The organism is Mesorhizobium sp. M0998 (genome assembly GCF_040318885.1).
In the GTDB taxonomy this organism is placed as follows: Bacteria; Pseudomonadota; Alphaproteobacteria; order Rhizobiales; family Rhizobiaceae; genus Mesorhizobium.
In genome coordinates this window covers 25,890-38,364 of sequence record NZ_JAMYND010000022.1, presented here as the reverse complement: position 1 = coordinate 38,364, position 12,475 = coordinate 25,890, and the positions used below count along the sequence as shown (strand labels likewise).

The following is a 12,475-nucleotide window of genomic DNA, read 5'->3' as shown; positions in this document are numbered from 1 at the left end:
AGTCCGGATCGATTTCCGATGCCGGCCACACCATGAGAGAGATGCGTGCCAAAGCGTTACTGCGGACCGATCATCGATGCCCACCATCACCTGTGGGATCTCGGCCTCGGCCGCCATCCCTGGCTCGCGCCCACGGCTGGCGAACGCGGCGGTCTGGGCGAGCTTGGCCCCTTGCGGCGAAACTACCTTCCTGAAGATTATTTGCGCGACGCCGGCCAGCACAGTGTCGTCGCCACCGTCCATATTGAAGCCGGTTGGGCCGGGGATGACTGCGTGGGTGAAACGCGGTGGCTTGAAACCCTCGACAAGTCGCGCGGCGTGGCCGCCCGTTACGTCGTTCACGTACCTCTGGCGAACCGCCAAGCGCCGGCGCTGGTCCAGGCGCAGGCGGCATTCGACCGTGTCGTCGGCGTACGCGACATACTGAGCTGGGATCCTGATCCCGCCCGTCGTTTTGCCGCCCGCGACGGCATCATGGACGATCCGGCCTGGCGTGCCGGCCTGTCCCTGCTTGGGCGCCGCCGGCTGGTTTTCGACCTGATGGTGTTTCCGCGCCAGCTCACCGGCGCGGCGCGCCTCGCAGCGGCCTTTCCAGACCAGCTCTTTGTTCTCAACCATTGCGGCAGCCCGATCGATCGCGATGCGGACGGAATGCGGGTGTGGCGCGAGGGGCTGCGGCTTTTGTCGGAGCGCGAGAACGTCGCCATCAAGATGTCGGATCTGGTCGCCTACGATCATGATTGGACGCTCGACAGCCTAAGGTCGGTTGTCATGCATTGCATCGACTGTTTCGGTACGCGGCGCGCGATGTTCGGCAGCGACTTTCCGGTCGCCGGCCTGCATGCATCGTTCGATGCGGTGTATGACAGCTTCAAGGCCATTGCAGGAGAGCTTTCCGCGGACGAGCAGACGGCACTGTTCTACGGCAATGCACGGCGCATTTATCGGCTGGACGATATGTCATCGGCGGGCCTGCTCTCTGCCTGAGAGAAGCAGCAGCCCCAGGATCAGCGACCCGAACAGGATACTGCGCCAGCCAGGCGATGCGTTGACCACGGTGATCAGCGCCGTGATCGTAACCAGCAGGATGGCGCCGGGGATGGTGCCGGCATAGGTGCCGAGCCCGCCGAGGATCGAGGTGCCGCCAAGCACCACGGCGGCAATCGAGGCGAGCAGATAAGGATCGCCGATACCGACATAGCCTTGTCCGTTCATGCCGAGGACCAACACACCGGCAAGTCCCGCACAGAAGCCGCTGATGCCGTAGACCGCCAGCGTGGTCGAGGCGACGGGAACCCCGGACAGCGCCGCGGCGAGCGGATTGGCGCCCATCGCGAATATCCGGGCGCCAAGGGATGTCGCATGCATCGTGGTCAGAACGATCACTGAAATGACCACCCACAAAAGCACGCCTGCCGGAATACCGACCGGCCGCGCATTGCCGAGCCAGCGGACCAGCGGGTTCTCGGCGGTCACGGCACTGCCGCCGGCGATGATGATCAGCAGACCTTGCAGGAATGTCGCCATCGCCAGCGTCATGATCATTGGATGAACGCGCAACAGCGCCACGCCCAGCCCGTTCACCAGACCGATTGCGCTCGTCAACGTGAGAACTGCAAGAACGGCGGTGAGCCCTGTCGGATCCGCCTGCCATGAAAGCAGCGGCAGGCTGACAGCGCTAACCGTGACGATCGCCGCGACGGAAAGGTCGATTCCGCCGGCAATCACCACGAAAGTTTGGCCCGCCGCGACCAGGCCGACCACCGCGCCCAATTCAACCAAATAGCGCAAATGCCCATAAGCGCCGAAGCCAGGTGAAGCGAAGCTCGCCGCGATCCATACCGCCGCAACTATAGCGATCGTAAGGAAGGGCCGGCTGCGCAAAATCGTCACGGCGCGCCTGCCGCTCACACTGACTTTCCGTGCTGTCATTGCTGCACCTTGCGGAATTGCGGGATGGCGACCGCCCCGATGATGATGAGGCCCTGGGCGACATATTGGGCGACCGGCGTGAAGCCGAGGAAGAACATGACACTGATCATCAGGCTGAGCAGCAGGCTGCCCGCAAGAGCGCCGCGCATGGTACCTTGGCCGCCAAGGAAACCGATGCCGCCGAGCACTGCGGCGGCTATGGAATTCAGCGTGAACGCCGTGCCGATGACTGGATCGCCCGAACCCGTTTGCGCGGCGATGAACAGGCCGGCGCCTGTGCAAAGCAGGCCGCTAATCGCGTAGGCGGCGATCCGGGCACCGTCGACCGGCACGCTGGAGCGGTAGGCGCCGACGGGATTTTCGCCTGCAGCATAGATGCTCAAACCAAGCGGCGTGGCGAGATAGAGTTTCCACAAAACCACGATGAGTACCAGCAGCACGAATGCCGCCGGCGTGTTGCCGGCAAGCAGGTCCGACAGCCACTCGGGTATGGCGCCCCCCGGCCTCGGCAGGATGAGCAGGGCAGCGCCGCCGATAATGAAGGAGCCAGCCAGCGTCACCACGATCGCCGGCAACCGAAGTTTCACGACGATGAACCCGATCGCGGCACCGATGACGAGACCGGTCAGCGCCACCGCAGCGACACCGCCGGCTACGCCCAGCGGTCCAGTCATCGTCGTCGCAGCGATCACTGCGCCCAGGCTGACCATGGCGCCGATGGCCAGGCTTATGCCGCCGGTGAGCATGAGGATCGCCTGGGCCATGGCGACCAGCGCCAGCGGAAACCAGCTCTGGGTGAATTTGGCGAAACCGGACGCTGTCAAGAGGCCGGGAAACAGGAAACCGTAAGCAATGACGAACGCCAGGACCACAGCGAACAGGCTGCGCACGCCGACATTGCGGCGCAGCTGAACCGGCCAGTAGAGCGCGCCGGCTTGGTTTGAGGATGCGACCGCGCTCATGCCGCAACTTTCTGCTGTTCGGCGCCCATTGCGGCGGAAACGATGGCTTCCTCGCTCAGTGCCTCGCGCTCGAGCATGGCCACGATGCGGCCTTCGCGGACCACGCCGACGCGGTCGCAAAGGTGCACCAGTTCGGGTGTGTCGGAACTGAGCAGCACGATCGCCTTGCCGGCGGCGGCGAGTTTGCGAAGCATCATGTAGATCTCACGCTTGGTCTCGACATCGACGCCGCGCGTCGGGTCGTTGAGGAGAAGCACAAGCGGCTCGTGTGGCATCCATTTCGCCAGCGCGACCTTCTGCTGGTTGCCACCTGAGAGTGCCTGTGCCGGGCGGTCGAGGTCGCCCTTGATGGCAAGCTGGGCGGCGAGACCCCTTGCCATATCGCGCTCGGCACGCCGACTGCGCAGCTTCAGCGCCGGCAGCCTTGCGAAGGCGGGCAGCATCATATTGGTGATGATGGGATGGATCAGGTGCAGGCCTTCGCGCTTGCGGTCAGCCGGGACATAAGCGAGGCCGAGCGCATTGGCGTTCGGCACGCCGCCGGGCAAACCCGAAACACCGTTTACGGTCGCGGATACCGTCCTAGCGGGGATCGCGCCGTAGAGGCCAAGCAGCAGATCTTCCTGCCCCTGCCCGACCAGGCCGCCAATGCCAAGCACCTCGCCCGTCCTGATGTCGAGATCGACGTCGCGCATCAGGCCGGCCGAAAATTTACGAACCGAGATGGCGTCGGCCGGCGATGGCGAAGGCCGCCATCGTGGAAAGAGATCGCCGGGGTCGCGTCCTACCATCAGCCGTACCAGCCCGGCGGCATCGGTTCCTTCCAGCGAGCAGTCCGCCGTGCAGGTCCCGTCCTTGAGCACGGTGACATGCTTGCACAGCGCCATCACCTCGTTCAGTCGGTGTGAGATGTAGAGAATAGCGATGCCCTCGCCCCGAAGCCTCTCCAGCAGGTCGGTGAGGATTTTTGTCTCAGTTGCCGATAGCGATGAGGTGGGTTCGTCGAGAATGAGCACGCGCGGCCGGCGGTAAAGCGCCTTGGCGATCTCCACCATCTGCCGGCGGCCGAGGGACAGGTGCCCCACCGGCGCAGACAGCGGTTCGTAAAGCCCGACAAGATCGCATGCGGCCCTGGCCCGGACGGCAAGCTCGTTGTAGTCGATCAAGCCGAACCGCTTGGGATAGGCACCGAGCCCGATGTTTTCGGCAATGGACAAGCTGGTCGTCAGGCTGAGTTCCTGCTGGACAACGGCGATTCCGGCCTGTCGCGCATTAGCGGGGGTCATGCGCGAGACCGGGCGCCCATCGACCTCGATCGCCCCGCCGTCCGGGCGCAAGGCGCCGGACAAAAGGTTGATCAGTGTCGACTTACCTGCGCCGTTCTCGCCCAGCAGTGCATGCACGCGGCCGGGCTGGAGAGCGATTGAAACGTTGCGCAGAACGGGGTTGCCGAAAAAGGACTTCGACACCCCCTGCGCGGCGAGAAGCGGAGCCGTGGTTGTCAATGCTACAACCCTTCAGGCTTATTTTTGGGCCAGCAGCTTCTTGAATAGATCCTCATCGTACGGCGAATAGATGTAACCGTCAGCCGGGAAATCCTTCGCCCGGGCGAGGTATTCGTCGATGTTGGAATTGTCGATCACCGGCAACGGGATCTTGACGAAAGCCGGCACATCCTCGCCCTCCAGTGCCTGGACGGCGGTGTAGGTGGCGAAGGCGCCGAGCCAGTTCGGCTGCATCGTCGCCCAGCTCTTCAGGCCCTTTTCCTTCCACAGTTCGAGAAACTGGCGCGCATTCTCGCCGGTGATCGGCACCTGGTCGCGGCCCTGCTTGTCGAGCGCGAGCACGGCGCCCGCCGACAACGCGCCGCCCAGCGACAGGATGCCGTCGATTTCGGGGTTGGCGAAAAGCAGGCTGGTGACGGCCTCCTGGGCGGGCGCGACATTGTAGGGCGTGTTCGTCTCGGCAAGCACCTTCACATCGGGATGGGCCTTAAGCTCGGCATCGGCGCCTTTGCGCCGGTCGTCGCTGACCGAAACGCCGGCTGGGCCATTGAGGATGAGGATCTTGCCCTTGCCGCCGATGGCGTCGATCAGGAACTTGGCCGCCTGATCGCCCCACTGTGAGGAATCGGTGTTGACCTTGGCGGTCACCTGGTCGGTATCGACGAGGCTGTCGAAGTTGATGATGGCGATGCCTTTGGCGCAGGCGTCCGCCAGCACGCGCGCCGGCGCGGTCGACGAACCAGCGATCAAGATGATGGCATCGACATCGGAATCGATCATCGACTGGATCTGCTGAATCTGGACGTTGGCGTCGCCCTGGGCATCGGTCACGACGAGTTTGTCGACCAAGCCTTGCTTCTTCAAAGTCTCGACTTCGGCTTCGATCGTGCCCTGTGTCTGCTTCATCCAGGTCGGCACTGAATAGATATTGGCCCAGCCGATCGTATATGGCGCTTTGCGATCGCCCTTGATGCATTTAGCGGCGGCGTTGGCCTGCGAACCGGCGCCGAGGCTGAGGAGGAGGCCGAGGCAAAGGGCACTGGCGGACGCGAAAAACGATGATTTCGTCATGATTGTTCCCTTCTGAAGTTATGCCTGGACGTGCGGGATCGGGACGAGAGAACCCGCCGGTTGCCGCATCGGAAACCGCCCGTTTTTCTCGTCAGGACTTTCTGCGCCTGGCTCGTTATTGTCCGATATTTCAGACAGTAGGCCTGTATATCGGACAAACGGGATGCTAGACTGAGCCTTGACATCTTTCAAGCGTCTTGAGACGAGGGCCGAATGATTTTTGCGCGGGTGCGGCCTACATGAGCGATGGCGTCACTGGTCTAATTGAAACGGAAGCCGGCGCCGAGCCGCGCAATGGCGAACGGCGTCGCGGGATCGACCGCGTCATCATGCTACTGGAGGCCCTTCTGCGGCACCGCGCGCCGATGCGCGTCGGCGACATCGCCAAGATGATCGGCGCGCCGCGTTCAACCACTTATGAAATCGTCAACAGCCTGCTGGAAGCCGAAATGCTCGAAAATGTCGGGACGGAAGGCTATGTCTATTTCGGAAAGGCGATGCATCTGTTCGGCTGGGCCTACTCACATCATAATGCCCATTACCGGCGCATCATCGAAACCCTAGACAGACTAGGCGCGGAGACGGGCGAGACCGTCCAACTGTGCGGCCTGCGCGGGACCAAATATGTCGTCCTTGATTGCCGGGACTCGCCTGGCCCGTTCCGGATTTCAAGCGATGTCGGCGTCGAGGTGCCGATACCGTGGACGGCGTCCGGTAGGCTGCTGCTCGGCCATATGAGCGAGCAGGAAATACGGGACTTCATTCCGCCTGGCGACTACACGCTTCCAGACGGCCGTGTCATTGCGCCAGCCGAGTTCTTCGGCGATGTCGCTCTGGCGCGCCAGCAAGGTTTCAGCGAGACCGCCGCTCTGGCCGACCGCTTCACTTGGTGCATGGCCGCGCCCATCCGCGACGGCAACGGAGCCATCAACAAGACGCTTTGTTTCGTGTTGCCCGTCGACACGCCAGAAGCGCGGCGCAGCGAATTGCTTGCCCTGTTATGCGAGCGCGCCAGTGGGTTGTCGCTCGCGGGAAGCTAGTAGAAAATCGGCGCGCGAAGGTCCGGGGTAGGCTCCGTTCGTTCAGCCGCAGCAGCGAAACCCGAAACTGGTACTCCGGTGAGTATGGCAAAGGCGGCAGCGCGCTCCTGCTACCAGATCATCGGATATTCGATCGGAAAGATCGGCGGTCGGCTTCGGCCTGGTTCAGACCTGCCTACGGAGTGTCGCCGACCATGCCTGAGAACAGCACCGAACCGCGCTGGTCGAGAAGAGAAAGCGAAGTGAAGTCCAGTATCGAGAGCCCTCCGTCGGCGATCAGGGTTTGGCCTGTGACGAACGAAGCTTCATCACTCGCGAGGAACGCCACCGCCGCAGCGATTTCGGCCGGCGTTCCCATTCGGTATGTGCGAGGCGATATGAACGTCGGTTCATATGATTACGCTGGCATCAGCGGTTTGACGCGGTCGATAATGGCGGCGACCGCTTCCTTCGGGCTCTTGCGACCGAGGACAGCGAGTTGAACCTCCTCGAGAAACGTCGACTGAGCGCGAGCGGCTTCGGGAAAAGCCGGAAATGCCGGTCGCGCTTTGGCGAGCGCGGCAGCCTCGACCTTCGCCTGCGGCAGCGACCCGGCGAACGACGGCTCGGCATAGGTCGAGGTGCGGACGGGGCCATTGCCGTTGCGCGCCATGTCGAGTGTGGCGGCCTTGCTCGCTACGAAGCGGATGTAGCTCCAGGAGAGCTTCTTGTCCGTCGAATTGGCGGGAATGGCCATCGCCCAGGATTCAACGACCGGATGCATTTCGTGACCGCTGCCGAGGGTTTTGGAGCCGGGGAACTCGATCGCCTTGATCTTTCCCGGTGCGGTCGACTGTTCCTTGTTGTTGAGCTGCGCGTAGCGGGCGAAAGGCAGCACCGCGAAGGCCGCGCGCCCCTGCTGCATCCACGTCACCATGTCGTCGTTGCGCGTTGTGGCATAGCTGCGGGGGAGCGCGCCGGCCTTGAAGAGGTCGGCAAGCGCGGACAGGCCTTTTTCCATCGCCTCCGGATCGGGGACCACCTTGAACTGCTTGTCGATGAAATCGCCGCCGAAGGCGCGGGCGAACATGACCGGGAAGACGGCGAGGTCGCTCGCAAGGATCATGCCGACGACGGGCGTGCCGGACCTGGAGGTGAAGGTCAGCTTCTTCGCCTGGTCGACCAGCTCCTCCAGCGTGTTCGGTGGCGCCGAAATGCCGGCCTCCTGAAGCAGCTCCTCGTTGTAGAAAAGCCCCTGCGTGGCATGGCGCACCGGAACGCCGACGAGCTTGCCGCCGACGGTCATCGAGTGGCGCAGGCCCTCGGCGATATCGTCGAAATCCTCGATCGGCTCGGCTTTCCGGAGATCGTCTAGCGGCTCGAATAGCGAGGCGATCTGCGACGTCATGCGGTTGTCGATGACATAGCCGATGTTGAAATCGGTCTCGCTCAGGCTCGCCTCTCGGAACAGCCGGTCCTGGAGCGGATTGCTGTCAAGCGTGGTCCAGGATATCTGGGCATTGTTCTTGTCCTCCCAGGGCTTGATGACATTGCCGGCGGCGCCGGTCGTCAGGTTGGCTTGGTGGACGCGATGGCAAAGCACATTCAGCGTCTTTACCTGGGCATGGGCCAACCGACCCAAGGCACCCGTCGCGCCGGCGGCCATCGCCGTCGTCAGCAGGGCTCTGCGTGTCATGTGCAAAGGCATTGTCTTCCTCCCTTTCTCGGTGACGTCGTCACCCCTTGGTCGCGCCGGCGGTCAATCCGGCGACGAGAAACCGGTTCATCAGGACCACGAAGACGAGAACCGGCAGCAATTGGACGGTAGAGGCAGCAAAGAGGACGCCCCAGTCGACGCCATCGATCGAACTGATCATCTCCGAAAGGACCAGAGGCGCGGTCTTGGCGTGGTTGGCGGTGAAGATATAGGCGAACAGAAACTCGTTCCACGCGAAGACGACCACGAAGACGGCGACGGCGAGCATGCCGGGCGCTACGAGCGGCAAGATGATCTTCACAAGGATCGTCAGCGGCCGCGCGCCGTCGAGGACGGCCGCCTCGTCGAGTTCGCGCGGTACCTGGTCGATGAACGTGCGCATCAGGAGCGTGCCGAGCGAGACGAAGAAGGTCGCGTAGAGCAGGATCAGCACCAGATGGGTGTCGTTGAGCCCGAGCCGATTGACGACCGGGAACAGTGGCAGCGTTACGACGATCGGCGGGATCAGCCGCGATCCGATCAGAAACATCACCGATCCCTCCAGGAAACGGACGCCTCGATAGCGCGAGTAGGCAAAACCGGCGAGCAGACTTGCCATGACGGCAAGCGCCGTCGCCCCGGTGGTGATGATCAGGCTGTTGACGAGCCCGTCGAAAAAGGCCGGCCAGCGCTGCCACAGCGAGGCGTAGTGCTCGAAGGTCGGTTCGAAGAAGAGCTCCGGTGGAACCGCGAAAATCTCGCGACCGGGTTTGAACGACGAGAGCACGATGAAGCCGATCGGAAACAGTGACCAGACGACGATTGCCGCAACGGCGAGCGTCTTTCCGGCACCGATGGCGAGACGCCTAGAACGCATTGGCCATGGATTCCTTGCGCAGCCGCCAGACATAGCCAGTCGCAAGCAGCAGCGAGATGACGACCATCATCCATGCCGTCGCGGCCGCCGTGCCGAACGAGTTGTAGCGGAAGCCTTCCTGATAAAGATAAACGGAAACGACCTCGGTCGTGCGTGCCGGGCCGCCCTGGGTCAGGAGCCAGACCTCGGAAAAGAGACGGAAGGCGAAGATGTAGCGGAAGAGCAGCGCGATCAGCATCGCTGGCGCCAGAAGCGGCAGCGTGATGTTGCGGAAGAGCTGGAACGCATTGGCTCCGTCGGTGCGCCCAGCCTCATAGAGCTCCTTCGGAACCGCGAGCCGTGCCGCATAGAGGATGATGAATGTGAATGGCAGGTGCAGCCAGATCGTGAGCAGGCCGACGAGGATGAGGCCGTGAGAAGGGATGAACGTCCAGTCGAGCGTCGGCAGACCGGTGTATCGCAGCATCAGCGTGATCGGGCCGACGTCTGGATCGAACAGGAAGCGCCACATTGCGACCGCCGTCACCTCGCTGATGGCGTAGGGAGCGAGCACCACGACGAGCATGACGCGCTGGAGGGGAAGCCCGGAGGCGAAAAGCAGGGCCAGGCCAAGGCCGAGCAGCAGTTCGATATGAACCGCCACGGCGACGACGAGGACCGTGTTCCAGACCGAACCCCAAAAATAGGGATCGGTGAGGACGCGGATATAGTTATCGAAGCCAACGAAGGTTGCCGATTGGCCGAATGACGAGGCTTCGAAACTCAGCCACAGGACGAAGATCGCGGGGAGCACGATGATCCCAAGCACCAGGAGGTGCACGGGCGTCGCATAGAGGTAGGCAGGCGAAAACGCGAAGCGCCGCCTCATGGTCTCGCCAGCCGCTTCCGCCGCCCCTTCCCCCCTATGGCCGACGGACGCCTCGGAACCAAATGCCATTGCTCCTCCCTGAGCGGTTGCGTGTCAGCCGTCCCTGGCGGCAAGTGGAACGGTGCCCTCCACCGTTGTTCTGTACATTACCCGGCGATATCCAGGATAATCGTTGATGGCGGTGTGCAGGACATGGGGATTGTTCCACATACCGAGCGTCTTCGGTTCCCAACGCAGCCTGCAGTTGAACTCGGGCCGGACAGCCCGCGCCATCAGGAAGTCGATCATCGGCTTGCTTTCTTCCTCCGTCATCCCCTTGAAATTGGTCATCACGCTGCTGACGAAGACATAGCGCCGGCCAGTCTCGGGGTGGCGACAGATCACAGGATGCTCGACGACGGCATTCTCGATCGTCTGGACATCGGCCTTGACGCCGAGCCGGCTGTGGGCCGCGTTGATGGCGAAGACCCCGCGGCCGCTATGGACGCCCGTCAGGCCTTGCAGGATCTCGACCAGCCGCGGCGAAAGCGAGTCATATGCCTTCTCGAGGCTGGAGAAGCAGGTGTCGCCGCCAACCGGCGGCACCTCCTCACCGTAGAGAATCGTAATGCCCGGTGGCTTCGGTAGCCAGGCGAGGTCCATGTGCCAGTCCTCGCCGATCACTTTGCCCGTGTCGTCCGGCTCGCGCACGAAGCGCACGATATCGTCAAAGCCGTCGATCGGCGTGTGCACCGGATTGCCGCTAAATGGTCCGAACCGGCGGGCGACCTTGTGGACGCCAGCGGCGTCAAGCTCCTGATCGCGCACGGCGAGCGCATGATATTTGTAGAGCGCGCGGCGAACGTCCTGGAAGGCATCCTCGCTCGCGCTCGCCAGATCGATCCCGCGAATTTCCGCACCGAGTGCACCAGTGAAGGGGCTGACCTCGAAACGGGTGAATGCATCATCGCGCAGCACGTGATCCTCCCTAATACGCGCCTCGTCGCCATCATGGGCTGACTTACCTGCAAGTAAGTAACTTGAAAGCCAAAGGCTGTCAACTCACCCTCGCTTTGTTCCACCGGATATCTAGCCTCGATCCGAGCCCTTCCCCGCATCCTGCCAAGCGGCGCGGATGATCGCGGCGAGCGCTGCGAAAGTCCTGGCGACCTCGTCGAAGCTTCCGGTGTCCTGCGTCATCGGTGGACAGGACAGAAGGGTAATGCGCAGCATGTGCACGAGCTCGTCGCTGAGTGTGTCGGAGGAAAGCTCTCCGTCCTTCACCGCCTGGTCCACCGCATGACGCAGGCTCTGATCATAGACCCGGTTGACGCGCTCCAGGGCACGTTCCGCTGGTTCGCCGAGAACCGGGAGGTCGTGGCGAAGGCGCGAAAGCGGGCTCCACATATTGCGGGCTCCCTTCTCAGCGTTGAAACGTTCGTAGAAGCGGCGCAGATCCTCGAGCTGCATATCGAGACGGTCGAAGAACCGGATATCGGGGGTCGTCCAGAAGCGCTTGATGCGGGCCTCGGCGTTGGCGGCGAAGTCCGCGATCAATTCCTCCATCAGCTGACGCTTGTTGCCGAAGTGATGATGGATGTTGGCGCGCGTCGTGCCGATTGCCGTCGCTATATCGCCGAAGCTGAAACCATCGTGGCCGCGCAGGACGTAGAACTCGGCCGCGACCTCTTTGATTCTGCTGCGGGTAGAGTGCGCCTCATCGCCGGGAGATCCTGAAGTGTTGGCTCTCATATCCCTTCCGAAATTCATGCCGCCGTTGGACGATCAGTATACGGGAGCGAGCTGCACCCCCCGTTTCATACATGGATATTCTTCTACGCACGAGTGGAAGTAATTTGCGCCAGGGGCAGACATTCGCGAAGCATCTTGGCGGCAGCGATTAGCTCGGTGCGGCGGGTGAGTAGATACGGGATGCGTGTAGCGAACTTCAATCGGGTTCGCGCCCTTGACTAGAATTCCGGGTCAAGCAGGGCAGTCAGCTTGCCGGGGGCACGCCGCAACTCAGGCAGTGGATAGCGGCCGCGCATCCGCTGCGCCAACCACTTCCCGCATTGTCACGATGGTGCGGAACGCCCTCACGTTCGAATTGGCGTGGAAGACTTCCCGCGCGAAGACATCGTACGCCTCCATCCCCGGCAATTGCAGGAGGAGCACGAAATCGGCTTCACCGGTGACATACCAGGCCTGACGAACCTCCGAGCGCCCGCGGAGCTTGCCGATGAAGGCGTCCAACTCGACAGCGCTCTCCCGTTCCAGCGAAACGAGCACATGGATGGTTAGCGGCAGGCCCACGGCCGCCGGACGAATGACGGCAATATCCGCCGCGATCACGCCATCCTTCCGCAGCCGGCGCAGGCGGCGCAGGACCGCACTCTGGGAAAGCCCGACCTGCTCGGCGAGACGCCGCGCCGGGATCTGGTTGTCGCGCTGAACCAGCGACAGCAGCACATGGTCGAAGCGATCGAGGGCAGCGGTTTTCGTCATTTGGACAGGCATCTATGACGAAATCAGGCAGCTGGGCAACGATAATAGGCGCCAAGCGCCA

Annotated in this window: 12 protein-coding genes and 1 pseudogene; 2 read left to right on the top strand and 11 right to left on the bottom strand. The window is 62.7% G+C overall.

Annotation, left to right across the window (positions count from 1 at the left end):
- The first annotated feature begins 45 nt into the window (after positions 1 to 45).
- Positions 46 to 987, top strand: coding sequence for an amidohydrolase family protein (locus tag NKH59_RS20745; protein WP_352851184.1), 942 nt, complete (start codon positions 46 to 48; stop codon positions 985 to 987).
- Here the strand turns inward: NKH59_RS20745 and NKH59_RS20740 are convergent.
- The 4 genes from NKH59_RS20740 to NKH59_RS20725 are packed head-to-tail and all read right to left on the bottom strand — an operon-like array spanning position 961 to position 5,470.
- Complete coding sequence (locus NKH59_RS20740) at positions 961 to 1,932, bottom strand: ABC transporter permease (RefSeq protein WP_352470930.1); 972 nt, start codon at positions 1,930 to 1,932, stop codon at positions 961 to 963. The two genes, NKH59_RS20745 and NKH59_RS20740, sit on opposite strands and share 27 nt — an antisense overlap.
- The gene (locus tag NKH59_RS20735; protein WP_353022904.1) at positions 1,929 to 2,894 is read right to left on the bottom strand and encodes an ABC transporter permease; all 966 of its coding nucleotides are present in this window, start codon (positions 2,892 to 2,894) and stop codon (positions 1,929 to 1,931) included. Before NKH59_RS20735 ends, NKH59_RS20740 begins: the two co-directional genes overlap by 4 nt.
- Complete coding sequence (locus NKH59_RS20730; RefSeq protein WP_352614870.1) at positions 2,891 to 4,399, bottom strand: sugar ABC transporter ATP-binding protein; 1,509 nt, start codon at positions 4,397 to 4,399, stop codon at positions 2,891 to 2,893. The genes NKH59_RS20735 and NKH59_RS20730 overlap by 4 nt, the downstream gene beginning before the upstream one ends.
- Positions 4,400 to 4,417: 18 nt before the next feature.
- A complete protein-coding gene (locus NKH59_RS20725) occupies positions 4,418 to 5,470 on the bottom strand; it encodes an ABC transporter substrate-binding protein (RefSeq protein ID WP_352470927.1) in 1,053 nt (350 codons plus the stop codon).
- A 239-nt stretch (positions 5,471 to 5,709) separates the two neighbouring features.
- Between NKH59_RS20725 and NKH59_RS20720 the strand changes: the two genes are divergently transcribed.
- Positions 5,710 to 6,510 (top strand): IclR family transcriptional regulator, encoded by an 801-nt coding sequence (locus tag NKH59_RS20720; protein ID WP_352470926.1) that lies wholly within the window; start codon positions 5,710 to 5,712, stop codon positions 6,508 to 6,510.
- 175 nt (positions 6,511 to 6,685) lie between these two features.
- On the opposite strand, the pseudogene NKH59_RS20715 reads toward NKH59_RS20720, so the two are convergent.
- The 7 genes and pseudogenes from NKH59_RS20715 to NKH59_RS20685 form a co-directional block, all read right to left on the bottom strand.
- Positions 6,686 to 6,871: pseudogene (locus tag NKH59_RS20715) on the bottom strand (SDR family oxidoreductase); the annotation flags it as partial.
- Between the two features lie 36 nt (positions 6,872 to 6,907).
- A complete protein-coding gene (locus NKH59_RS20710) occupies positions 6,908 to 8,197 on the bottom strand; it encodes an ABC transporter substrate-binding protein (protein ID WP_352540714.1) in 1,290 nt (429 codons plus the stop codon).
- Between the two features lie 28 nt (positions 8,198 to 8,225).
- Positions 8,226 to 9,062: a carbohydrate ABC transporter permease gene (locus NKH59_RS20705; RefSeq protein ID WP_352770521.1), complete on the bottom strand. Its 837-nt coding sequence runs from the start codon at positions 9,060 to 9,062 to the stop codon at positions 8,226 to 8,228.
- Positions 9,052 to 9,999, bottom strand: a complete 948-nt coding sequence (locus NKH59_RS20700; protein WP_352770518.1) for a carbohydrate ABC transporter permease — start codon at positions 9,997 to 9,999, stop codon at positions 9,052 to 9,054. Before NKH59_RS20700 ends, NKH59_RS20705 begins: the two co-directional genes overlap by 11 nt.
- 24 nt (positions 10,000 to 10,023) lie before the next feature.
- Positions 10,024 to 10,887: a TauD/TfdA dioxygenase family protein gene (locus tag NKH59_RS20695; RefSeq protein WP_352503733.1), complete on the bottom strand. Its 864-nt coding sequence runs from the start codon at positions 10,885 to 10,887 to the stop codon at positions 10,024 to 10,026.
- Between the two features lie 111 nt (positions 10,888 to 10,998).
- Complete coding sequence (locus tag NKH59_RS20690; protein WP_352503732.1) at positions 10,999 to 11,661, bottom strand: TetR/AcrR family transcriptional regulator; 663 nt, start codon at positions 11,659 to 11,661, stop codon at positions 10,999 to 11,001.
- Between the two features lie 270 nt (positions 11,662 to 11,931).
- The gene (locus tag NKH59_RS20685) at positions 11,932 to 12,414 is read right to left on the bottom strand and encodes an Lrp/AsnC family transcriptional regulator (protein ID WP_352540712.1); all 483 of its coding nucleotides are present in this window, start codon (positions 12,412 to 12,414) and stop codon (positions 11,932 to 11,934) included.
- Positions 12,415 to 12,475: the final 61 nt, after the last annotated feature.